24 protein-coding genes and 1 riboswitch are annotated in these 24305 nt (G+C 40.4%); of the genes, 6 read left to right on the top strand and 18 right to left on the bottom strand.

Annotated features, from left to right (window positions below; all coding sequences use genetic code 11):
• Window positions 1–4: 4 nt before the first annotated feature.
• Window positions 5–1297, bottom strand: coding sequence for a (Fe-S)-binding protein (locus FAZ15_RS20300; RefSeq protein WP_136903201.1), 1293 nt, complete (start codon window positions 1295–1297; stop codon window positions 5–7).
• 313 nt (window positions 1298–1610) lie between these two features.
• Here FAZ15_RS20300 and FAZ15_RS20295 point away from each other — a divergent pair, with 313 nt between their 5' ends.
• Window positions 1611–1826, top strand: coding sequence for a hypothetical protein (locus FAZ15_RS20295; RefSeq protein ID WP_136903200.1), 216 nt, complete (start codon window positions 1611–1613; stop codon window positions 1824–1826).
• A 27-nt stretch (window positions 1827–1853) separates the two neighbouring features.
• Window positions 1854–2597, top strand: a complete 744-nt coding sequence (locus FAZ15_RS20290; RefSeq protein WP_136903199.1) for a response regulator transcription factor — start codon at window positions 1854–1856, stop codon at window positions 2595–2597.
• On the opposite strand, the gene FAZ15_RS20285 is transcribed toward FAZ15_RS20290, so the two are convergent.
• The 4 genes from FAZ15_RS20285 to FAZ15_RS20270 form a co-directional block, all read right to left on the bottom strand.
• Window positions 2578–3897 carry a PQQ-dependent sugar dehydrogenase gene (locus tag FAZ15_RS20285; protein WP_238387326.1) on the bottom strand — a complete coding sequence of 440 codons (1320 nt, stop codon included), beginning with the start codon at window positions 3895–3897 and terminating at the stop codon, window positions 2578–2580. The genes FAZ15_RS20290 and FAZ15_RS20285 overlap by 20 nt on opposite strands.
• Before the next feature lie 107 nt (window positions 3898–4004).
• Complete coding sequence (locus FAZ15_RS20280) at window positions 4005–4469, bottom strand: ferritin-like domain-containing protein (protein ID WP_136903198.1); 465 nt, start codon at window positions 4467–4469, stop codon at window positions 4005–4007.
• Between the two features lie 101 nt (window positions 4470–4570).
• Window positions 4571–5623, bottom strand: a complete 1053-nt coding sequence (locus FAZ15_RS20275; protein ID WP_136903197.1) for a DNA topoisomerase IB — start codon at window positions 5621–5623, stop codon at window positions 4571–4573.
• 33 nt (window positions 5624–5656) lie between these two features.
• On the bottom strand, window positions 5657–6007 hold the full coding sequence (locus FAZ15_RS20270; protein WP_136903196.1) for a hypothetical protein: 351 nt from the start codon (window positions 6005–6007) through the stop codon (window positions 5657–5659).
• Window positions 6008–6369: 362 nt separating this feature from the next.
• On the opposite strand from FAZ15_RS20270, the gene FAZ15_RS20265 reads away from it, so the two are divergent.
• On the top strand, window positions 6370–6555 hold the full coding sequence (locus FAZ15_RS20265; RefSeq protein ID WP_136822092.1) for a CsbD family protein: 186 nt from the start codon (window positions 6370–6372) through the stop codon (window positions 6553–6555).
• Window positions 6556–6748: 193 nt separating this feature from the next.
• On the opposite strand, the gene FAZ15_RS20260 is transcribed toward FAZ15_RS20265, so the two are convergent.
• Window positions 6749–7447, bottom strand: coding sequence for an arylesterase (locus tag FAZ15_RS20260; protein WP_136903195.1), 699 nt, complete (start codon window positions 7445–7447; stop codon window positions 6749–6751).
• 38 nt (window positions 7448–7485) lie between these two features.
• On the opposite strand from FAZ15_RS20260, the gene FAZ15_RS20255 reads away from it, so the two are divergent.
• A complete protein-coding gene (locus FAZ15_RS20255) occupies window positions 7486–8154 on the top strand; it encodes an ABC transporter ATP-binding protein (RefSeq protein ID WP_136903194.1) in 669 nt (222 codons plus the stop codon).
• Entirely contained in the window at window positions 8151–10682 is a 2532-nt protein-coding gene (locus tag FAZ15_RS20250) for an ABC transporter permease (RefSeq protein WP_136903193.1), read from the top strand. The genes FAZ15_RS20255 and FAZ15_RS20250 overlap by 4 nt, the downstream gene beginning before the upstream one ends.
• 595 nt (window positions 10683–11277) lie before the next feature.
• On the opposite strand, the gene FAZ15_RS20245 is transcribed toward FAZ15_RS20250, so the two are convergent.
• From FAZ15_RS20245 to FAZ15_RS20195, 12 genes are all read right to left on the bottom strand, one after another.
• Window positions 11278–13308: a M3 family metallopeptidase gene (locus tag FAZ15_RS20245; RefSeq protein ID WP_136903192.1), complete on the bottom strand. Its 2031-nt coding sequence runs from the start codon at window positions 13306–13308 to the stop codon at window positions 11278–11280.
• 276 nt (window positions 13309–13584) lie between these two features.
• Window positions 13585–14238 carry a thiaminase II gene (gene tenA, locus FAZ15_RS20240; RefSeq protein WP_136903191.1) on the bottom strand — a complete coding sequence of 218 codons (654 nt, stop codon included), beginning with the start codon at window positions 14236–14238 and terminating at the stop codon, window positions 13585–13587.
• A gap of 157 nt (window positions 14239–14395) precedes the next feature.
• Entirely contained in the window at window positions 14396–15229 is an 834-nt protein-coding gene (gene thiD, locus FAZ15_RS20235) for a bifunctional hydroxymethylpyrimidine kinase/phosphomethylpyrimidine kinase (RefSeq protein WP_136903190.1), read from the bottom strand.
• A gap of 5 nt (window positions 15230–15234) precedes the next feature.
• The gene (gene thiE / locus FAZ15_RS20230; RefSeq protein WP_136903189.1) at window positions 15235–15867 is read right to left on the bottom strand and encodes a thiamine phosphate synthase; all 633 of its coding nucleotides are present in this window, start codon (window positions 15865–15867) and stop codon (window positions 15235–15237) included.
• Window positions 15854–16660, bottom strand: coding sequence for a hydroxyethylthiazole kinase (gene thiM, locus FAZ15_RS20225; RefSeq protein WP_136903188.1), 807 nt, complete (start codon window positions 16658–16660; stop codon window positions 15854–15856). Before thiM ends, thiE begins: the two co-directional genes overlap by 14 nt.
• Window positions 16661–16708: 48 nt before the next feature.
• A riboswitch (TPP riboswitch) is annotated at window positions 16709–16801 on the bottom strand.
• A 38-nt stretch (window positions 16802–16839) separates the two neighbouring features.
• Complete coding sequence (locus FAZ15_RS20220) at window positions 16840–17292, bottom strand: KTSC domain-containing protein (protein WP_136903187.1); 453 nt, start codon at window positions 17290–17292, stop codon at window positions 16840–16842.
• 81 nt (window positions 17293–17373) lie between these two features.
• Window positions 17374–18069: a hypothetical protein gene (locus tag FAZ15_RS20215; RefSeq protein ID WP_136903186.1), complete on the bottom strand. Its 696-nt coding sequence runs from the start codon at window positions 18067–18069 to the stop codon at window positions 17374–17376.
• Window positions 18070–18327: 258 nt separating this feature from the next.
• Window positions 18328–18945: a fibronectin type III domain-containing protein gene (locus tag FAZ15_RS20210; RefSeq protein WP_136903185.1), complete on the bottom strand. Its 618-nt coding sequence runs from the start codon at window positions 18943–18945 to the stop codon at window positions 18328–18330.
• Window positions 18946–19701: 756 nt separating this feature from the next.
• Entirely contained in the window at window positions 19702–20673 is a 972-nt protein-coding gene (locus FAZ15_RS20205) for a helix-turn-helix domain-containing protein (RefSeq protein ID WP_136903184.1), read from the bottom strand.
• A 245-nt stretch (window positions 20674–20918) separates the two neighbouring features.
• Window positions 20919–21095 carry a DUF6496 domain-containing protein gene (locus FAZ15_RS22760; protein WP_202912462.1) on the bottom strand — a complete coding sequence of 59 codons (177 nt, stop codon included), beginning with the start codon at window positions 21093–21095 and terminating at the stop codon, window positions 20919–20921.
• Between the two features lie 31 nt (window positions 21096–21126).
• Entirely contained in the window at window positions 21127–22050 is a 924-nt protein-coding gene (locus tag FAZ15_RS20200) for an SDR family oxidoreductase (RefSeq protein ID WP_136903183.1), read from the bottom strand.
• 81 nt (window positions 22051–22131) lie between these two features.
• Entirely contained in the window at window positions 22132–22560 is a 429-nt protein-coding gene (locus tag FAZ15_RS20195) for a nuclear transport factor 2 family protein (protein ID WP_136903182.1), read from the bottom strand.
• 266 nt (window positions 22561–22826) lie between these two features.
• On the opposite strand from FAZ15_RS20195, the gene FAZ15_RS20190 reads away from it, so the two are divergent.
• Entirely contained in the window at window positions 22827–24302 is a 1476-nt protein-coding gene (locus tag FAZ15_RS20190; protein ID WP_136903181.1) for a hybrid sensor histidine kinase/response regulator, read from the top strand.
• Window positions 24303–24305 lie beyond the last annotated feature (3 nt).

Below are 24305 nucleotides of genomic sequence, written 5' to 3'. Positions count from 1 at the left end.
TTGTTTATTGATTTGTCCAGTTCGCACGATCTGCTTGTGCATATTTCCAGGGTGCACCGTTGTTCTCCATATTGTTCAACATGGCATTAACACTTGCTGGTGCTTGCGACTCTTCCATTACGACATACTGGCGCAATCCCATAATGATCTGTAACGGATCGATATTAACCGGGCATTGCTCTACACAGGCGTTACAACTTGTACAAGCCCATATTTCTGCTCTGCTGATGTAATCATCTAACAACGATTTTTCATCATCTGCAAATGATTTATTCCGATCTATATTTTTCCCTACCTCTTCGAGGCGATCTCGTGTATCCATCATGATTTTCCGGGGCGACAAGAGTTTCCCGGTAATGTTCGCAGGACAAGCTGCGGTACAACGGCCGCATTCGGTACAGGTGTACGCATCCAGGAGATTTTTCCAAGTCAAATCTTGAACATCTTTTACACCGAACCGGGAAATCTCCGCAGAGGGTGGGGGAAGTGTCGGATCCAACATGGCTTTTACCTCTTCCGTTACAGACGACATATTTTCAAATTTTCCCTTGGGTTTTAAGTTTGAAAAATAAGTGTTTGGAAATGCAAGAACAATATGTAAATGCTTAGATATTGGAAGATAATTTAAAAACGCTAATACGCCCAGTATGTGGAACCACCAACTGAAACGTTCGATAAAAATCAGGGAATCGCTGTTATCCGGAAGGAAATTAGCTAAAGATGAACTTATCGGGAACGAGCCGGCTATCGTATAATGTGCCGTTTGAAGTGTCTGTAGCTTGAAATCTGCCGCATTCATTAACAGAAAAGCGGTCATAAGCGCAATTTCTGTAATTAATATTAAGTCTGCATCTGTTTTTGGCCAATTCATGAGCTCTGTTTGATTCAATCTTTTTACTTTCAATACATTTCTGCGTATTAGAAATAGAATGCAGGAGGTAAGCACCAAAGTGGCCAAGATTTCGAAACTATAAATCAGAAAATCATAAAATCCACCCATGAACGAAAGTACGCGATGCGTACCAAACAATCCGTCTATAACAATTTCTAACATCTCAATGTTGATAATGCAAAAACCTACGTATACACACAAATGGAGTAGAGCCGGAATAGGCCTTTTAAACATTTTTTTTTGTCCGAAAGCAACGAGTAACATCAATTTTATGCGTTCTGACGTGTTACGAAAACGGTTTACAGATTTTCCCAATCGGATATTCCTGTAAATTTTACGCGCATTCCTATAAAATAGGAAAATAGCTCCAACGAATACAATTGCAAATATTAGCTGACTTATCATAGTTATACTATTCAGGTTCTATACAAATATATGCAATTCAAATATTATTATGCTAGCATAATAGAATATTTCATACGAATAATTGTCTTAAAAAGGTGATGAAGCGTGCATGAGTTAATCCGGTCTTTCTGGGAGCGGCAATTCCTGCAGAGTTCCGTTATCAGTAAGATGATAAAGGCAGCGAAGAGATCAGCTTTTTTGATTTATATAATTTTTACGTATAAATACGGCATTATAGTGGTTTATACCTAATGTTGAATTTTTGTTAACAGTTTTATTTATAATGTGTTATAAAATAAAAATATAATATGTTATGCGAAATAAGAATTTTATATATAGTCTAATGGGGATTATTCTAGGAATAGGTGCCCTTTCTTGTGGAAGCAATGAGGAACAACAAGATCCAGGTCCAGTCACAGAGATGGATAAAACGCGATACAATCTCAATAATTCGGATGAGCTGTTATACGGGACTTCGGATACATTGAAGCAAGATTCTTTAGCAAAAGATTCTTTGGATAAAAAATAGAATAGCGAGAATTTAAAATTTGGAGACATGATTAAAATAATGCTGGCAGATGATCACGCTTTGGTGCGGGATGGTATTTGTATGTTATTGGAGAATCAACCAGACTTTGAAGTAATAGCAACTGCGACAACGGGAGAGGAAGTGTTAGCACTTTTGGAACGCGGAATTTGTCCCGATGTCTTATTATGCGATATTAATCTCGATTCTTTAGATGGTCTTGAACTGACTAAGATCATTAATGGGCTGCCTTCTACCACACCTATTGTGATATTATCGACTACAGATCACGAACAATATATTGCTCAGTCTTTTAAAGCGGGTGCTGCGGGTTTTTTGGTAAAGAATGTCAGCTCAGAGGAATTGCTGTTCTGTTTAAGACATGTTGCAAGTGGTGGACGCTTCCTATGTGAAGAGATTTCAATGCGCTTCGTAGCGAAGGCAATTCAGAACCCTTTGAATTATATTGATATGCGGGAAAAACCGCAAATGGATCTTACCGTTAGAGAGATAGAAATTCTCGAAAAACTAAGTGAGGGATTTACCAATAGCGAAATTTCGGAACAGCTATTTTTGAGTAAACGCACGGTAGAGGGGCATCGTCAGAATCTTCTACAAAAAACCGGTTCTAAAAATACGGCTGCTTTGATAAAATTTGCAATGCTGAATGGATTAATCGCTAATTTTATTTTATGTTCTATTGCCATTACCACATCATATGTAGATTTTGGATGCTATGAGAAATTTTATGGGGCTATTTTGAATCCGGAATAACAGCCCAAATGGCATTTGAAGCGTCGTCTGCAACCAGCATATAATGTGTAGTAAATACTACTGCTACCGGCCTTCCACGTACTTCACTCTTTTCTTCATTTGCGATAAAACCGGTTAAGAAGTCTTCGGGTTCTCCATTTGGTTTTCCATTTTCAAACGGGACGAATAGTATTTTGTATCCAGAGAACGTAGATCTATTCCATGATCCATGTTGACCAATATATGCGCCGTTTTTGAATTTTGAATCCTTATTGAATGCGAGTCCCAACGAAGCCGTATGGGCACCAATTGCAAAATCGGGAGTGATGGATTTTTTAACTAAGGAATCAGGAGCTTTATTTATCCAACGCGGATCAATATGTTGGCCCCAATAAGTGTAAGGCCAGCCATAAAAGGTGTTTTCCGAAACACTCGTGATATAATCTGGCACCAGTTCATCTCCAAGTTCGTCTCTTTCATTTACGGCAGTCCAAAGTTTTCCGGTGTGCTTTTCCCAATCCATTCCAACAGGATTACGTAGACCACTCGCATAGATGCGTAGATTTTTCCCGTCAGGATCTACTTCGAGGATATTAGCTCGTTGCTTTTCTTCTCCCATACCATTTTCGCCGACATTACTGGCCGACCCGATCGAGATATAAATCTTTGTACCATCAGAATGGGCAATCAGATTTCTAGTCCAATGATTGTTATATCCTCCTGCTGGTAAGCTGGCTAATTTTTCCCCCTTACCCGTGATCCTTACTTTTGTTTTGTCATAGGGATAACGCACAAAACTATCCGTATTAGCAACGTAAAAATAGTCTCCCAGCATCAGCATGCCGTAAGGTTGATTTAAGTCACTTAAAAATGTTTCTTTTATCTCGGGAACACCATCTTGATTTGTGTCTCTGAACCGAAGGATATTATTGGGACTCGGACTTTCGAAAATATTGCGTGAATTTTTCTTCTCTTGCTCTTCTCCTTCCTTTTCCGTGCGTGCCTGCGATACAAAAATATCTCCATTAGGCGCTACGTAGATATTGCGAGGGCTATTTAAATTTCCTGCAAATTTTACCACACGATAACCGGAGGGCGCTTCAGGTGTTTCGCCTGCTTTCCACCCAACAATTTTTGCATACTTCGTTGTAGAAACAGGCGTTTTGACAGCGTTGATTATAATATCCTTCCCATACTCTAGGTTATGCTGAGCGCTATCCACGGACATCTGTGTAGATTCTTTATTAACACGCTGACCGCACGATACTGTGGCTAATAACACAATAAGGGGCCATAAATCAGAAAAGTTTCTATTTTTCATATCGGTGCATATTTAGTTTAAATGCAGTACTTGGAAAAGACATGAGCTTCAACTTGTTAATGTGTTAACAAAAATGCCTAGAAAACTAGACATTTTTGTGGTTGCTTTTATTCGGCCTCATCTCGAAGCGCTTTTACTTCATCGTGGGCTGCAAGCTGTAATTCTGCCTGGCTCTGGATCATAGACAGTACGTCTGCATCTAGACCCTCTGCGTCTGTCCAAGCATTTTCGTATACTCTTTTAAAGGCATCTTCCCCTCTTTCACAGGATTCCAGAATACTTTTACGATCGCGGCCAGCCAATGTATTTTTTAGATCCATCCACATCCTGAATAGTTTTCCTGTTACGCGGGTTCCTTCCTCGGGATTTTCACCTTCTTTAAATACCAGCGGTGTCAATTCAGATTTGAATTGTTGGGATTGCTGTATATACTTCTCGAACAGCGAATTCAGATCAATATCTGCTGCAGGATCTAATAACTCAATTGCTTTACTATATCCTTCAATTCGATCATTGTTGATTTCAATTAAATCATTCAATATCTCTGTATTTTTTTCAGTCCTATTTTCCATAGTATATATGTTTATTATAAAGACAATTTCGGGATTCTTTATGTTTCTAGGCCTTTGAAAACAAGTATTTAAAGCTGTTGCTTGCGTAGTTTTACGCGAGGCTATTCTTTTGGTGTTTTCATATTACCAATATCTTTTAGGTAGCTCATGAAAATCCGTTCAGCACTTTCTACTGGTTGTTTTCCTTTTTTTATGTGATTGATCAATCTATTGATATATCTGTCTAGTTTACTATCTAGAAAATCCTGTTGTAGCTTGGGGTGGATATAATAGTTGCGTGTAATATTACGTGTGTTACCCAGTTTATTCGCTACTTGGTCAATTATACCCACTAGATTTTTGGGCGTTGAATCTTTTATTTTTCCTGTTTCTGTATCAATCATACATAGTAAAGCCATACAGCAACCCGCCCAGGTCCTAAAGTCCTTACAACTGAAATCCCCATTCATGTAAGTTTGGATATATTGATTGACATTGCCCGAATCAAGTTGTTGGATACAACCATCCGTATCGTAATACTGAAATAATTTTTGTCCGGGTAATTCTTTGATTTTCTTGAGTATGCGTACAAGGCCTGAATTACTTAGAATGATATTTTGTTTTACGCTTTTTTTTCCGGTAAATTTAAAAAATGCCTTAGAACCTACGATCTTAACATGCCTATTTTTTAATGTTGTCAGACCATAAGATCCATATTTTTGTTCATAAAGTGTGTTTCCTGCTCGAAGATAGGTTTCAGACATGACGAGTATTGCGATAGCGGTGATTTTATCCTTAATAAAAGTACGTTTTCTGAGATCTTTTTTGAGCTGCTGTTTTAGTTTAGGTAAGGCACATCCAAAATCATATAGTTTTTCAAACTTTTTGAGATTTCTTATTTGCATCCACTTGGCGTGGTAACGGTATTGTTTTCGACCTAATGCATCAATACCGGTTGCTAACAGATGACCATTTTGTTCCATACTTATCCACACGTCTTCCCATGCGGGAGGAAGCACTAATTTTTCGATATACGACAAAATCGCGGTATCCTTTATTTTTTCCCCTTTGGGATCTATATAGAAAAATCCATTTTTGTTTTTCAGCCGACGGTAGCCTTCCGCATCCGAGCTAACATATTTGAGCGCTGAGTTTTGTTTTCGTTGTTGATGCATGTTAGCTATTTGAAGATGATTTTATCGAACATCTTAAAAAATTTCATCATCGTTTCCCCCTGGATCGGTATCAGGATGTATGCCCGGTCTATCCGACTCGATGATATCGTCCGCTTCCTGATCTTCAATTTCCTGTTCTCTAATGGGCTCTTCAATTTCCGGACTTTCAGGGTCAGGTTCTTCTATTTCTTCTTCAGGTAGATCAGGAGGTGTACCTTCACCTGTTTCAATGTTTTTCAACTTATCGGGTACCTCGGGATTTGTTTCCTGAGGCGCTCCTTCATCTGGGTTTTTAATCTCCTGATCCGAAGGTCCTGTTTGTCTTTGCTGTGCTATGTTTAGCACAAGCAAGATTTGTGGGGATGTATAGGTGTTATTTTTCATCTGTTTATTTTTTAGATATTATTTAGTTCTGCATCCATTGAACTCCGCATATACTTGTTTTTGTTCGTATGAATTTATGTACATCCAAGCTAGAAAAATGTTTGTTGGTTAAATAACTATCGAAGGAAGCGAAATGTTTATAGAAAGTGTTTTATTTCTTATTTCATTTGTTAGCGTGTTGATCTTAAGTATGCATTGCTCGTTTTTATTGATATACAAGTCTTTTTACTAAATTATCCTGATATATACGTATCTCTCAACGATTTATACTTGTTGTTGGATTTTTTACAACTACATCTGGATTGACGTGTTGTAAATACAATCAATAAAACATTTGTCATTAAATAGAAAGGAGTATTATTATGAGCGAATTAACATGGAAAGGTCGTTGGAACGAACTAAAAGGAAAAGTAAAACAGTCCTACGCTGATATGACAGACGATGATCTGTTATATGTAGAGGGTAAGGAAGATGAGTTATTAGGCAGACTTCAGACCAAGACAGGTAAGTCTAAAGAAGAAGTCGAAAGTTGGCTGAATGATTTATAGGGCAATGGGTCGCTCCGTTTTTATTATTTGGTATCTATAATAAAATTGTAAAAACACATGGACATGATTAATGAGATGAATCGTGTGAATAAAAAAGAAAGCGCAGTTTTTATACTGTGCTTTCTTTTTTTTATAAGGATTAGACCTGTAGACGAGTAATAGCTTCTGCAGTTAATTTAGGTAACGTGCGATGTTAATCTAATAACGGTTTTAAGACCGGCCATACATTTTCGGCGACTATTTTTTGGCCTTCATCTGTGGGATGTACGCCGTCAGTTTGATTCAGATTTTCTATTCCTGCGACCTTATCCAAAAGAAACGGAACTAATGCCATGTCATATTCATCAGCTAATCTTGGATAGATGTCCTTGAAATTATCAAAATAGGTTTTCCCCATGCTTGGAGGAACCATCATACCCGCAAGGACTAGTTTACAATTGGGATTCGCTTTTTTTACTTTTTCGATGATGTTGCTTAGATTTTCATAGGTCGTACTATTCGGGATTCCACGCAGACCGTCATTTGCACCGAGTTCCAATACGAAAATATCGATGGGCTGTTTCAGAAGCCAGTCAATACGTTCTTTTCCGCCGGCACTCGTTTCGCCACTGAGACCGGCATTGATACAGTTATAAGGGAGTTTTAGGGAATCTATTTTTGCCTGAATAAGAGCAGGAAAGGCGTCTTCTTGGCCGTCTAGGCCATATCCTGCCGTCAGACTATTTCCGAAAAAAAGAATAAGCTTTCGCGATATTCTTTTTTCAGCGATTTCTTCACTATTTTTATTCAATTCATGGTTGCGATCTCCTCCCTCGGTATTTCCGGTACCATTACAAGAGAACAACGATGTGATAAAAAACAAAAATGTACACGTTCTAATAATCGATATCATAAGACTAAATTAGTCAAAACCATTTACTTTACGTATTCATGTCGTCAAATATTCTCCAATTAAATCAGGTCTCCAAAAATTATCGTATTGGCGCAGCCAATCTTTCTGTATTGCGTGATATTAGTTTTGATATCGAAGAAGGCGCTACAGTTGCCATTGTAGGACCTTCCGGTAGTGGAAAAACAACCTTGTTGGGCCTTTGTGCAGGCTTAGACCATTGCAGCGAAGGAACTATCGTCTTAAACGGTATCTCACTACACGAACTGAACGAAGATCAACTCGCACAGGTACGTAATGCGCACGTGGGATTTGTGTTTCAGAATTTTCAACTGTTGCCCACACTTACAGCACTAGAAAACGTCCTCGTACCTATGGAACTACGCGGTATGAAGAATATGAAGAACAAGGCAATGGATCTTTTGGATAAAGTTGGACTTTCTGCTCGAATGAACCACTATCCCTCACAGCTTTCCGGCGGGGAGCAACAGCGCGTTTCGCTTGCCAGGGCTTTTGCCAATAGTCCAAAAATTCTTTTTGCAGACGAACCGACTGGCAATCTCGATGCCGAAACAGGGCTGCTTGTCGAAAACTTGCTTTTTCAACTTAACGAAGAGTTGGGTACAACGTTGGTAATCGTGACACACGATATGGAACTAGCGGCTAAAACACAACGCATTATACCGATCAGAGGGGGAGCAATTATATGAATTGGCGATGGATTGCTTTAATGGCATGGCGAGATAGTCGAAAAAACCGATCTAGGCTTTTTCTATTCGTCTCATCAATTGTACTGGGAATTGCCGCATTAGTTGCGATGAACTCCTTTAATGAAAATTTATCCCGCAATATAGACGATCAAGCTGCCCAACTTATCGGAGCAGACCTCGAATTGGAGAGCAGACGAAAACCCACTAAAGAGGCATTGGTATTCATCGATTCTCTTCAACGGATAAGTGACGGCTATGCACGGGAGGAACGCTTTATGTCCATGATTCGATTCCCTAAAGTCGAAGGTTCCCGTTTGGTTCAAGTAAGGTCATTGTCTGGTGCTTTTCCGTTCTATGGTCAATTACAGACTAACCCCCGCTCGGGATCCGAAGATTTTGGGCAGGCCGAATCCGCACTGATCGATCATGCACTGATGCTTCAATTTGATGCTCAGGTAAAGGATTCCATTCAGCTCGGGCTGAATGGTTTTGTCATCGGAGGAAGAGTTATGGGAGCCCCCGGGCAAACCAGTATTTCAGGTGCCATGGCACCTACCGTTTTTGTTCCGCTTAAGTATTTGGAAGGTTCCGGTCTACGACAGACGGGGAGTCGGATCGACTATCATTATTACTTTAAATTTAGCTCAGATTTTAATGTCGATGAGTTCGTTAAAAAAATGGATGACCGTTTTAGTGAATTGCAATTACGGCATTCAACGATTTCTTCTACGAAGGAAGATACAGGTAGATCGTTTGCGGATGTGACCCAATTTATGGAACTGATAGGTTTTATCGCGTTACTTTTAGGATGTATAGGTATCTCGAGTGCGGTACATATCTATGTGCGCGAAAAATTGGTCACCGTAGCGATACTACGCTGTTTGGGCACAACGCCTAAGCAGGCTTTCTTTATCTTTCTGATTCAATTGGCGGTCATGGGATTCATAGGTGGTATTTTGGGAGCGTTCCTGGGTACGTCGGTACAGTATATCCTGCCATTGGTTATGCAGGAATTTCTGCCGATAGAATTAAGTACTCATGTATCCTGGTATGCTATCGCTCAAGGTATAAGCTTAGGGATAATTATTGCTGTTTTATTTGCTTTGGTACCGCTCGTGGCGATCCGTCATATTTCTCCGTTAAATACGCTGCGGGTGGGTAACGAGTCTGACACGGTCAAAAAGGATTCGCTGAGGTGGTGGATCTATGGAGCGATTCTTTTGTTCATTATTTTATTTGCTAGGTTACAGTTGGATAACTGGATGCAAACCCTATTCTTCACATTGGGGATAAGTTTTACTTTTATTTTTTTGTATGCCGTATCCCAGGGGTTGATCATGCTTGTGCGACGTTATTTCTCAAGCAGGTGGCCTTATCTTTGGCGACAGGGACTGTCTAATCTCTACAGACCTCATAATCAAACTGTGGTATTGATTGTGTCGATTGGATTAGGGACTGCACTGATAGCTACTTTATTTTTTGTACAGGATATCTTATTGCAGCGTGTCCAGAGGGCCTCCTCAGAGAAGCAGGCAAACATGGTTCTTTTCGATATACAGTCTGCTCAAAAGGATGCTGTAAAACAACGGATAATAGCTGAAGGATTACCTGTCCTGGAAGAAGTCCCTATCGTAACGTTACAAGTTGCGGCTGTAAATGGAGAAAACCTCGCGGATGTCGCGTCGGACTCCACCTCTCGTATCTCATCACGGGTATTTAGGAATGAGATTCGTGCAACCTATCGTGATTCGTTGAGTGATGCGGAGCAAATTACCTCCGGTACCTGGCGCGGTAGGGTAGAGCCGGGAGACACGGCACAAGTTTCGTTGGAGAAGCGCTACGCGGATCAGATCGGTATACAAATAGGAGATCGTTTGCTGTTGAATGTGCAAGGTGTTATGATCCCGGCAATTGTAAGCAGTATGCGCGAAGTAGACTGGAATCGTTTCCAGACAAATTTCAGGATGGTATTGGCAAAAGGAAGCATAGACGATGCGCCACAGTTTCATGTGCTGATGACACGGGTTGAAGGGGAAAGCGAATCCGCTGCATTTCAGCAGTTGGTGGTGAATCAATTTCCAAATGTTTCTGTGATTGATATGAATGCTGTTTTACAGATTTTAGACGATCTTTTGGGGAAGATTGGTTTTATTATTCAATTTATGGGAACCTTTAGCATCCTTACCGGCGTCGTCGTATTGATTTCTGCCGTGATGATAAGCAAGTATCAGCGTATTCGGGAAAATGTGCTACTGCGTACATTGGGAGCCAGTCGTAAACAAATTGTGATCATAACGGTATGCGAATATCTATTTTTGGGTATATTCTCTTCAGTTGCTGGTCTTCTAGTAGCGCTATTGGCCAGTAACCTCTTAGCGGTCTTCGTGTTCCAAAGTGCTTTTGTCCCTAGCATGGGTTTTATGCTATTATTAATTTTGTTTGTTTCGACACTTACCGTTGGAATTGGTACACTGAACAGCTTATCTATTTTGAATCGTTCGCCACTGGAAGTATTGCGGAAGGAGTAATTTTTCAGTAGTAGTTTTTAATAATGTTTTGAGGTTTAGAAATGAGTGTTAAATAGGAACCAATAATTTAATCAATTTCTTTTGTCGCTTGCCGCGACCTTTATTTTTTGCCCTCATCGGCGGGCGGCCTAGTCCTTTTTTCATCCTTTGTTTGCTTTTTAAAGGAATTCAAGAGACCTCTTCGAGGGTTTCCCTTGATGGAAAATGGACCAAAAGATCAAGACTTGGTCAATGTTACGCTAAAAGCTTTTGGATTTACTAAACAGCTCCAAGCCGTTTTACTTCGGGGATCTGTTCTTAACGCAAATCCAAAAGCTTTCTTAACGCTACATCGACCTAGGTCGTCCTTTTCGATTCAGCTGAAGCATAAAAGTACAATATAATCAATGCACTATTCTTTCGTCACCGACAAATGTCGCCTTAGCCATTTGCCAATAGCAGGAGGAGGCACTAACCGCCGTGGCAAATGGGTACAGCGATGACTTTTGCTTCTTTTGAGAGAAAAGAAGTCGCCCCGCGCCGGAGAAAGAGGCGCATAAAAATTGATTAAAATAATCCTTCTTTAACTTCACACCTCCCTCAAAATCTAAACGTTTTATTTTATTAATCCAGCCCTTTTTAACAAAGCATCCACTTGGGGTTCTTGGCCTCGAAAGCGTTTGTAAAGTATCATTGGGTGTTCCGTACCGCCACGTGATAATATATTGTCCTTGAATTTCTCAGCAATTTCGCGGTTGAAAATTCCGTTCTGTTTAAAATAGTCAAATGCGTCGGCATCCAGTACCTCCGCCCATTTGTAGCTGTAATAACCCGAGGAGTACCCTCCATTAAAGATATGAGAAAAAGAAGGGGTCATCGCATTTTCTTTAACGTCCGGAAATAACTGCGTGGAACTGAATTTTTCATTTTCGAAAGATTTTACACTCTTTATTTCGGACGGATCTTGCCCATGCCATCCCATATCCAATAAACCGAAACTCAACTGACGTAAAGTAGCCATACCTTCCAAGAACGAAGCAGATTCTTTGATTTTTTCCACCAGATCCATCGGAATGGATTCCCCGGTTACGTAATGCTTGGCAAACAATTCCAGCGCTTGTTTTTCGTAGCACCAGTTTTCCATAATTTGACTGGGTAATTCTACAAAATCCCAGTACACAGCAGTGCCAGATAACGTAGGATAGGTGGTGTTGGCCAACATACCGTGCAACGCATGACCAAATTCATGAAATAGGGTAGTAACCTCATTAAATGTTAATAAGGACGGCTTGGTTGCTGTGGGTTTGGTGAAATTGCAGACGATAGAAATGTGCGGACGTTCTTGTTGATTATTTCTCAGGTATTGAGGCTTAAAAGAAGTCATCCACGCGCCATTCCTTTTTCCTTTTCTAGGAAAAAAATCTGTGTAAAATACCGCTACGAATTCGTTGTTTTCATTTTGCACTTCAAATGTTTGCACCTCTGGATGGTATTTTTCAATGGTACCAACCTCTTTAAAGCGTAAGCCAAATAATTTTTTAGCCACTTCAAAAGCACCATTCAATACATTTTCCAGTTTAAAATAGGGTTTCAACTTTTCGTCATCTAAGCTGAATTTCTCTTGCTTTAGTTTTTCAGCGTAGTATGCAGAATCCCATTTTTCCAATTGATCCAGTCCGTCTCTTTTTTTTGCAAAATCAGCCAGTTCGTTAAATTCTTTTACAGCAGCTGGTTTTGCTTTTATAAGTAAGTCGGACAAGAATTCATTTACCTTCTCCGGATGTTGTGCCATACGTTCTTCCAGCACAAAATCTGCATGTGTGCGATAGCCTAGAAGTTGTGCGCGTTGAAAGCGGAGGTTAACAATCTTTAATATGTTCTCTTCATTATTGTATTCGTTATCCTGAAATGCCTTTCGACCTGCAGCTAGGGTGATTTCCTTACGCAGTTCACGGCTGTCGGCATAGGTTACAAAAGGAATGTAACTCGGGTAATCTAACGTGAATATCCAACCTTCTTTGTCTTGTGATTCCGCGAGACCTTTTGCCGCTTCAATAGTTCCTTCAGGAAGTCCAGCGAGATCAGTTTCCTTTGTAATGTGCAGTTGATACGCGTTTGTCTCTGCCAAAACATTTTCCCCAAACTTCAATTTTAATACAGACAGCTCGGCATCTATCTTGCGCAGTTTCTCTTTTTTTTCCTCATCCAACAACGCGCCGTTTCTCACGAAATCCCGATATGATTTTTCCAATAGGGTGTGCTGTTCATGATTTAGATGAATACGATCTTTGGTTTCATACACCACCCTGATGCGGCTGAATAGATCGAAATTTAATGTAATGTCATTCGCCAGCTCAGATAGTTTGGGAGCGATCTCCTGCGCAATTTTATCCATTTCGTCATTTGTTTCAGCAGCATGCAGATTGAAAAAGATATTTGATATGCGATCGAGCGACATTCCGGAATAGGCCATTGCTTCTATTGTATTTTCGAAAGTGGCGGTATCAGGATTGTCGACTATGGCATTTATTTCTGCACGTGTTTCTTGTATGGCTTTTTCAAAAGCGGGAATGTAATCTTTCGTATCTATTTGGGAGAACGGTGCCGTGTCATACGCCGTTTTAAATTTGTCATTCAGTATACTCATGGGGGTAAAAATACAATATTTTTACATTAATAGATATCTTATCAAGAGATCGGTTAAGCTTGCGTTTGTTGTTATCAAGCACAAGTGACGTTACGCGTAACACTTGCGCTAATTGTGATGATACCAGTTCCTGCCTGAACGTCACTGCGAGGAGGTACGACGTGGCAGTCTTTAAATATAGATCGCCGCACCATCGTTCCTCCGGTTCGCGATGACGGTACCATACTTGACGCAAGTCTTAGTGTGTAGGATCGGCTAGACTTGTGCCTGTTGAGATCACCACTTTGTTACATCATATGCGGCATCCCAAAATTGAAACTCAAGACGACTGGCCGTCACAAATGCATCAAGCATTTGCTCCCGGACTTTCTCTGTAGTCTGTTCAGCCATTAAATCGACATAGTCGGTCGCTTTCCGCACACTTTCTCCGAATTCATCCCCACTGTACGTATCGATCCATTTTTTGTACGGATTTCCGGTGACAATCTGTTTGCTGTAGATGTGATCACCCACTTCTTTATATATCCAAAAGCAAGGTAAAACAGCAGCCATAGCAACCTCTAAGCTGTCGAATGCCGCCGTACTTTTGAGAAAATGTATGTAATGATGACATACCGGTTCGATAGGGATATGTTGTTGCACCGTCAGACCGAAATCTCGGAAATACGATTCATGTAATGCCTTTTCGACGATCAATGCATCCTTTCCAAAGTCGAAAAAATCTAAAGCTTGTGCGTTGTCCTGGCACTTGGAACCCAGAAATGCTAAAACGCGGCCAAAGTGCTCGAGGTATTTGGCATCTTGAAGCATGTAAAATTGAAATTTATCTAGCGGTAATGTTCCTTCTTGTAATTCGCGGATAAAGGACATGTCTAAAATATTCTGATATAGTGGTGTGATTGTATCCCAAGCGAGATTAGTCCATTTCATATGTATTTAATTATGTTTTTAGAGGTCATAAGGAATATCCCTGTATTTTATCCGTTGCCAGCCTTTGTGTCCGTGGATATTTCATATGTATATAATTTGACTTTAATTGTCATATGGAATATCCAAACTATATTCATTCGTGTTTGTGCAGCCTGTGCTACATGGATATTTCATATGTAATAAGTTTCTGTGGTGCATAAAGGTGATTAAGTGGGCCATTACCTTGGCCTATAATCAGGTCTTTGCTATGAAAAATAGCCTCGTGTACAAAATTCAGTGCCTTTCCAACAGCCTCTTTTAACGTGTATTTCTGAGCTAGGAATGTTGCGATAGCAGAAGATAGCGTGCATCCAGAACCATGAGTGTTCGGTGTGGCGATTTTAGGCGTATGGAAGGAAAGGATAGGCTCATTTTGTAGCACTAAAAGAGATGTTAATACGTCGCTGTCGAGATGACCTCCTTTTACCAACACCGATTGGCATCCCATATTTAACAAGGACTTTCCTGCCACTTCCATCTGCTCGACGGTTGCTATCTTATTGCCGACCAATACAGCTACTTCATCAAGATTTGGGGTAATAATATCCACTAATGGGAATAGTTTTTCGATACATGCTGTTATCGTGTCTTCATCAATCAATCGATGGCCACTGGTAGAAACCATGACAGGATCGAACACGATTTTTCCGGTATAATCTTTTAGAAAGTCTGCAATGATATTAACTAGTGTTGTGTTGTGTACCATTCCGATTTTGATCGCGTCTGGATAGATGTCGTCAAAGATGGCACGCAGTTGTTCTTCGATGGCTTTTGGGCTAATTTCGAAAATATTGCGTACGCCTTGCGTATTTTGTATCGGCAGGGCTGTTAATACGTTGGTAGCATAACATCCTAATGCTGAAATGGTTTTCGTATCCGCTTGTATCCCAGCTCCACCGCTACCGTCAAAGCCGGCAATACTGAGCACACTAATCGTCTTTAGTTTCTTCATTGGTGTCATTTCAATAATTCTTTAAGTTCATGACTGGCTTTTCTGGGATCGCTACTGGCACAAATTGCCGACACGACAGCAATACTATTTGCTCCTGCATCAAAAGCTTTTTTTGCATTTTCAACATGCATTCCACCAATTGCGATAAATGGTTTAGGAGATAAATTCCGTAATTCTCGTAAACCGGTTATTCCCCATGTTGAGAGCGTGTCTTTCTTGGTAGCTGTATTAAATATGGGGCTAATGCCGAGGTGCTGTACATATTGTAACTCTTCACTCATCATCTGTGCCAGAAGTTCTATAGACCAGCCTATTGAAAGGCGGTAGCCGTAGGTGCTCATGATTTCTGAAGGCTGGATGTCGTTTCTTCCCACGTGTACTCCCCATGCCTGTATCTCAACTGCAATATCTACGGCGTCGTTGATGATCAACGGTATCTGATAGTGATCGGTTAGTTTTTTGAGCTCCTTGGCTTTATGCAGAAACTCGTACCTGCTGCAATCTTTTTCCCTCAACTGTATGATGTCTACGCCGCCTAAAATGGCTTCTTCAGCTACGGTGAGCCAATGTTTTTTAGAACAATCCCTTTCGGATATGACCAGATACAATGGATAAGGAAAAGCATCATGTATTGGCATAGCATTTTAGTTTCGCGTGCTTTGAAATCTGTTCATCCGATAACTGGTAGAGCGTATCATAGAGGGCGAGTTGCAGTGAGCCAGGACCATTGGCTCCTTGAGCTGCGAGTTCACCGGATAAGCTCATTATCGCGACACCGGCAACGGCCTCTTCAAAAGGATTGCGATTAAGTCCGAGAAAAGCGCCGATCAGGGCTGTAGATGTACAGCCCAGTCCAGTTACCTTAGTCATCATCGGATCGCCGTTGTGTACCTCCGCTATTCTGGTGTCCGATAGGATATAATCAATCCTTCCTGAAATGCAAATCACGCAGCCGTATTGTTGGTTCAATGCTTTTGCAGCTTCGAGTGCGTCGTTACTCGATTGTGTACTATCCACTCCTTTATTGGTGGATAAATTACTATTATGTAATGCTATGATTTCAGATGCGTTGCCTCGAATTACGGTAGGCTTCAGGAGTAGCAATTCGCGAAGGATTTCATTGCGAAGGGGAGAAATACCGGCTCCCACCGGATCTAGAATCCACGGAAGGTTGAGCTTGTTTGCCTTCTTTGCCGCTTTTATCATTGCTTTTGCCCACTTGCGGTCTAGCGTTCCTATGTTTATTACAAGAGCATTGCTCAATGCCACGACATCCCGGACTTCGTCCACACTGTGTACCATTACCGGAGAAGCTCCTATGGCAAGCAAGGCATTTGCCGTGTTGTTCATTGCCACAAAATTGGTTATGTTGTGGACAAGAGGAGTTTTTTCTCGTAATTCCTTTAACTGTTTAATGATTTGATTTTCCATTAATTACATTTTTTACTGTAAATAATTAATGGCTAAAGAGGAGGATGTCTTTGAAAAGTTGCTTTTTCCTACGCCGGTATTAACCGAATCAGGTACAAAGGGTCTATCTCAATTCCTTCCGGAATACCCCTAAAGCCAATCAAAGATATCAATTAAAATGCGGATTCACAAGGAGGTATTTATTGTATGGGGGCAGTAGTTTTTAAAACATTTCTATACGGATAGGTATGGAAAATATGTCTTCTGGCAAAGCGACCAGGAGAATCCGCATTTACAAATTTAACATATTCATTTTTTGACACACCGAAGTATTCGTATTGACTGCCGTCTTGAAAGGTAATGACCAATACCTGAGACTTCCATTCAAAATCATAAATACTTGAATTCGCCAGAGTATTCGTGTATATAGGCAATTGTTGTTCCCGGGTTTCCGGACAGATGCTCACTAAAAAATGATAAGCTTCGATCATTTCTTTGCTCTTCATCTCCGCGTTTTGCTTCCCTTCCTCATCATTTACAAATTTATCCGGATGGCATTCTTTCATGATCGTCCGGTACGTCGATTTTAAGGTTTGAAGATCTGCTGATTTGTCTACATTTAAAAGTTTTCTGTAGTCTGCGATTTTTTTCATGCGCGCAAAGGTATGCATTATAAACTAATAATCCGCACTAAATAAGATTGCGTGCAGGTAGACGATCGGATAGATGATTGTTTACAGCGGTAAATTATTCAAACCTTGATTGACGACTTCGGCGCGACGGTAGCTTTCTTCAGATCGCTTGTGCAGTTCGTTATATGCGGCAAATATGTTTTCCCCGTATTCCCTATACATGTCCTGGTAATCATGAACTTCCGACAATGTTCCCTTGAATTCTTCCTGATCCCGGTCCAACGTAACAATATCAACTTGAGCGTCAAGGTAATTTCGGTATACCTGATGGATGTCGTCCCACAGCTGCTCGTCTATCCAGCTCTCTTTTTCATAGATCATATCAAAGTGTTTTATGAACCAGTCATATTCGCTTTCGAGATCTTCGTGCATATCTTGCAGACGCTGGTTGTGGTAAGCGACGCCTTTATAAAATTCCCCCAGGTCGATGTTTATTTCAGCATTATCATCTTTGTCATCGAACGGCAATACCGAAGGATTCTTTATTTTGAGGAATACTTCGAGTATATCTAGATCTTGTTCAATAGGCAATAAGAGATAGTCGAGCTCCGCAATTTCAAAGTCTAATTGTTCCAACGCCTGATAATGTGCTTTTAATTGTTGCAGCATCTCCCAGGTCTGGTCGTGCATCAGGTAATGTGCTTCAAGCCCTTTTTTCTCAAAATCTAATAGGGGCTTTTTCAGGTCAAAACGTAATATGATGGGTCTCAACGGATGTTCTTTGACGATTTCTTTCATTTTAGTGTTTTTATTTATAGCGAAAAGGAACAGACGTCATTTCCCGTTTTGTTATGGACCTGTTCTTTCCTATTTTCCATGTCAAGGTAGGAAATGACGCTGTTATATTCAAGTATATTCATTTTGCATATATTATGCGGCCTTGCTGAGGCTTGTTTAAATACCTCCCTGAACGGGAAGTTCTATTGTGTCCAAGAAAATTTACCACAGGGAAAGACAGGTGTGTGCATGTCTTACCGCGGGTATCAAGCAATCTCTTTAAAGCACGTAGCTGCTTGTGCTATCGCTGTAGTTTGCTGTCGGATTAATCCCTATATACGTGACACGGAATTCATATTCCTTAAACGTTTCCAACCCTTCGAGTACACAGCTGCTTTTTGAACTCAGTTGCGAAGTCCACGCATCCGTACTTCCTTTGATGCGGTATTGAAACTCATACATACGTGCCCCGGTCCACGAGGTCGTTTTGATCTGTACACGTCCGCTACCGATCTGCCCCGGTTCAGCTAAAGGGCGCTGGGCTTTTGGAACCAGTCCACTATAAGATTCATTTGATTTCTGTAGGCTGAATCCGGCAGCCAGTACTACCGTGCCGTCGCCATTTGCCACCGTATCGACGTACTTACTCAGTTCTTTAAGCACATATTCTAGTTCTTGCCGTTTCTGCTTGCGTATCATGATCGCCCTTGTATCACGGTAAGCCGCTTCGGTCGCGGAGTTGCGGAAAGCGGTCAATGCTGCTTCCAGTATAGTGAGCGCTGGTACTGGCGCTGCAAACAGTGTCGACTCTGCTGTCATTTTGGAGTAGATCTGTTCTGCAGTCTGCATCAATTGAACATCGGTCTGTTTCTTTCCTGGTAATTTTAATTTACTCATGTCTTTTTTTTAAAAATGTTAATAAATCACGTTGTGAGCTCGCCTACCGTCCGGAAAGTGGGCACGCTCGTTTTGTTTGTGCTAGCAACGATACAAACATACGACAAGAGCTATGACATGGAGGGGGTAAAATCCCGCCAAAATTCGCAAAGTCCGAAAAACTTTTTGGCGGAATTTTACCCCTTTTTTGGAGGGTCGGAGCGGTTATTTTGGTTAAAAAAGTTTGTGTATGCACTATTTAGGTCGATTTTCGAACTTCATAGTGCTAAATTTTCACCGAAGTAAACCACTCGGAAAAATTGCATTGTCGATTGGAAAAGTTGAATGACCAGCTGGAAAAGTTAGCATGCCGGTCGGAAAACTTGGAGGGTCTGTTGATAAAACTGACTTGTCGGTTGGAAAAGTTGGTTAGTCGATTGGTGAAATTGAATGACCAGCTGGAAAAGTTAAATTTCCGGTCGGAAAACTCGGAGGATCAATTGACAAAACTGCCTTGTCGGGTGGACAAGTTAGTTAGTTGATCGGAAAAGTTGGGCAGCCGGCTGGAAAACATGGAGAGTCTGTTGACAAAACTATCTTGTCGGTTGGAAAAGTTGCATTGTCAGGAGGACAAGTTAGTTAGTCGATTGGTGAAATTGAATGGCCAACTGGAGAAGTTAAATTGCCGGTCGGAAAAGTTAAATAGTTTGTTGACGAAACTGCATTGTCGGGTGGAAAAGTTGGATACTATAAATCTTTGTATCTGTTATCTGCACTTCATTTGGTCTTCCGCAAGGAGGGACGTTGATTTAGTTTTCTTTCCATAGCGGGCGTATGACCAAAGTACTTGACATATTGTTTGATAAAATATCTGGCCGTTGAGAACTGCAGATAGAAGGCTATCATATCTACAGACTTGTCGGTTCTACGGAGCATCTCCCTGCCTTTGTAAATGCGTATGGTCTGTATGGCAGAATTCACTGTCAGTCCATTTTCTTTAAAGATGCGATACAGCGTGCGTTCACTGGTCAACAGCTTGTCGGCTATTACTTGAATATCTATTTCCTCATCCATATAATGCTTCATGATATAGTCCTTAGCTTGGTGCAGAAGCGGAATATCATCCTGTCGCATGGATCGGGCATGTTCGAGGATGTCGGCGTGGTAGGTTTCCATGAGCTGAACCATTAAGGCCGGTAGCTTATACTTTAGTGAAAAGGGGCTATCTTTGATGTGTTGTATCTGCTGTATGATCTTGTTTATCCGAAAGGCTATTTTTTGCGCTGGCCGTATACTAAGCTGGGATCCGCTTTCTGCAGACAACATTCTCCATTCGGTAGAGACCAGTTTGATGTCGCTGATTTCCAATCCGATGAGGATCGTCCATGTCTTTCCCGACCGGAGGTGATGCCGTACCGTATTTTCTTTATTGAAATAGCCCCGGTATTGTTGCTGTTCGATTTTGCGTTTTTGCGCATCCTCTATAAAAGAGTTTCCGAGCAGCTGGAATACCATCCAAAATGTCTGGTGGGTGTTGGCTACATTAAAATGCCAATCTGTATCACAGCTACATTTTATTTCGATAAATGAGAGCTGGCCTATTTTTCGCTGAGCGATGTAACCATCTTTATGAGATAAAAGCATATCTTGTTCCGGCATAAAGTTGAAATACCTTCCCTTGGGAGCTAAAGATGTATTACTTGGTTTACTGGAGATGGCTAATAGGGGCAGACTGGTGTTTAAAAGCATAATTTTCTAAAGTAGCTTGGTTAGGGGCGATTTATACGAATCCCTAACCATATTCATAATTTTTAATTGAGTGGTTTGTTATTTAGAAATAAAGCTACAAAAAATAGGTTAAATTTTCAAGTAGTAGCATGTATGTTCCGTGATTTTAGAGGTCATGATTTGGAATATAATTGTTCCACCTTCAATAAAATCAGTGCCATCATGTGTTGATTTTGGCTTTTAAAGTACCTAAGAAAAAGACCTTGTCAGGTCTTTTTCTTAGGTGCTTTTGCCCCTTCTTTCTTCGCCTGAGAAAGACCAATAGCAACGGCCTGTTTTTTTGATGTCACTTTTTTTCCGGTACCTGTTTTAAGTTTTCCTTCTTTCATTTCGTGCATCGCTTCCTCTACCTTTTCGTCTGCTTTTTTTGAATATTTTGCCATGATATCATTCGTTTAGTGTTTACGGTAAAACTTAAATTGTTATACGTCCGCCTGTTGTCGGTAGGGTAGCACCCGAAATATAGCTGCTTTCTTCGGATGCAAGGAAAACATAGGAAGGGGCTATTTCGGCGGGTTGTCCCGGTCTGCCGACGGGTGTATTGTCTCCAAAAATATCGATATCTTGCCATTTAGTAGCAGGAATAAGCGGTGTCCATACCGGACCTGGGGCGACGGCATTTACCCGTATGCCTTTACTTTCATTTAATAGGATCTGGCTGAGATTTGCCGTGAAGCTTTGAATGGCCGCTTTCGTAGCCGCATAGGGCAGTAAATCATCAGACGGGTGATACGCATTCACCGAAGTGGTATTAATAATGGAACTGCCGGGTTTCATATGCGGTTCGGCCGCCTTACATAAATAAAACATGCTGTGAATATTGACCGCAAAAGTGTGTACCCATTCGCTAGACGGGATGTCCTTTAAAGACTTACGCGCCATTTGGAAAGCGGCGTTGTTTACAAGGATGTCAATCTTTCCAAACTCTTTTACAGTGGTAGAAACGATTTTTTTACACTGTTTTTCACTCGTGATATCGCCTTTGATTAGTACACATCTTCGTCCGGCTTCTTCCACATAATGAGCCGTATCGCGCGCATCTTCATCTTCCATATCATCTAGGTAACTGATAACGACATCGGCGCCTTCTCTGGCGAATGCAATAGCAACAGCTTTCCCTATTCCAGAATCACCACCCGTAATGATAGCGGTTTTATCCTTTAGTTTTCCCGAACCTTTATAACTACTTTGCCCATGATCAGCTTGGGGACGCATGGCGGATTCAGTTCCCGGAAACTCCTGTTTTTGTTTAGGAAATGGAGGCTGAGGATATTTATCCTCGGGATTTTGTTGTTCATTCTTATTTTCATTCTTATTACGGCCTGTTTGCTTTTTCATGATTGATGCTGTTTTAATTTAATCCATGTTCCGTTTCCTACTATGACAATGCAAACCCAGGTATTGTTTTGTAAAATTTGATTAAGGGTAAGTTGTCACAACTTTACTGATTTGCCAGCTGTCTTTTTTTCGGCAAAGGGTAATATAATCCACCCGTGTAAAGTTTTCGAACTGCATGCTGGCTTTTGCAGTGCAGGAACTTCCGGTTTCCTCCAAGATTTCATATGTGGTTTTACAATCATACTGCAATCCACCATTTTGCTTGAGAAACTTTGTGTATTGTTTTTTGTTAAACTTAGATACGGAGAGACCTGCAACGTAATATTCGAAATCCCTAGTAAATAACTGCTCGCTAAATTCTGTGTTGCGTAATGTCGCGGCATTCATATAGGCGACAACGATAGCGGTCGTAGTCCTATTTTTTAACGGATTTGCCGTCTCGGCAGCGAAAGAACTGAAAGTACTTATAAAGATCAGTACAGTGGCGATAGTGGAGATGATTCTTTTCATGAGGTTACTTTTTTGTTGTTATGTTATATGTTTAGTTCAAAATTAACAACGGTCAACGTATGAATGAATATCGATTAGACCAATGTATAGAATAATTCGGTGAAAGAATGCGTTTTAACGGTGAACGGTTTGCAGCGTAATTCTAAGAAAATTGATTTTGATGGTGTAACTTGTATTATCAAATAATAAATAGTTATTTTAAAACTTTAAATCCAAGATCACTGTTGCAATATGGAATAGGTGATTTAAAACTATGAAAAACACGCATGATTCTAATTGTTGATGATAGACCGGAAAATATTTATTCTCTAAAAAAGTTATTAGAGTCCAAAGATTTTTCGGTAGATACTGCACTATCGGGCGAAGAGGCTTTAAAAAAGGTGTTGAGAAATAATTATGCATTAATTATTTTAGATGTTCAAATGCCTGGAATAGATGGTTTTGAGGTAGCGGAGACGCTGTCGGGTTTCAACAAGACAAAAGATATACCTATTATTTTTCTGTCGGCAGTGAATACCGATAAGAAATTTATCACCAGAGGTTATGCCTCTGGAGGGATAGATTATGTCACAAAGCCGGTAGATTCTGATATTTTAATCTTAAAGGTGAAGACATTTTATCGGTTATACGAACAAACTTTGGCACTGAATGAAACACAACAGGCACTACGATCCGAAATAGAAACCCGAAAAAAAGCACAGGCAGAACTAAAAGAAAGGGTAGACCATTTACACTCTACCTTAGAATCTCTTCCGCAGATAGCCTTTACTGCAAATGCAGAAAGACAAATCGAATTTGTGAATAAAAAATGGTTTAAGTACGCTCTGTCATCAAATACTTTTCCAAAAACCCATCCAGAGGATAAAGATATAATGGATGAATGGACAGCCTCCATTCTTACAGACAGTTCCCTTGATCTCGAAATCAGACTTAAAGAAATAGGCTCTGATATTTTTAAGTTTCATCTCCTACGCATAATACCTATAAAAGAAAAAAATGCTGTTGTAAAATGGGTGGGTACATTTACCGATATCGACGATCAAAAGCAGATGGAAAAAAAGAAGGATGAATTTCTAAGCATTGCAAGTCACGAATTAAAGACGCCGCTTACCAGTATTAAAGCTTATATACAATTGCTCGAAAGGACGGTTGATGTCAAGCAGGACAGCACAACAAACATGTATATTAACAGAGTACAGACTCAGGTCTATAAGTTAAACAGTTTTATCGCTGATTTACTTGATATGTCCAAAATAGATAACGGAAAAATGAAGATGAACAAAAAACCATTCAATTTTGAACATCTTCTTGCTAATGTGATAGATACCATTTATCATACGCACGAAAAAAATAATATAGCAATTGAAAGAGAAGGCGACATAATAGATCAACCAATTATTGGAGATGAAATAAGGGTTGAACAGGTTCTTATCAATTATCTTACGAACGCCATCAAATATTCCCCAAATTCTAACCGCGTAATTGTAAAGACTGAAAGGGAAGATTCGCAAGTAAGGATAAGTGTTATGGATTTTGGAATTGGCATTCCGGAGCACAAACAAAAAGACATATTCGATAAATTTTATCGCGTAGAAGAATCTTCACTCCGATTTCAGGGGTTAGGAATAGGGCTCTATATTTGTGCTGAGATAATCAGGCAACATCATGGAACGTACGGCATACACAGCCAGGCCGGACAAGGATCAACATTTTATTTTACTATACCTTTTAAACTAAACTAGACA

The sequence above is a fragment of the Sphingobacterium olei genome, from assembly GCF_005048855.1.
GTDB lineage: Bacteria > Bacteroidota > Bacteroidia > Sphingobacteriales > Sphingobacteriaceae > Sphingobacterium > Sphingobacterium olei.
This window is presented reverse-complemented; position numbering and strand designations above follow the sequence as displayed.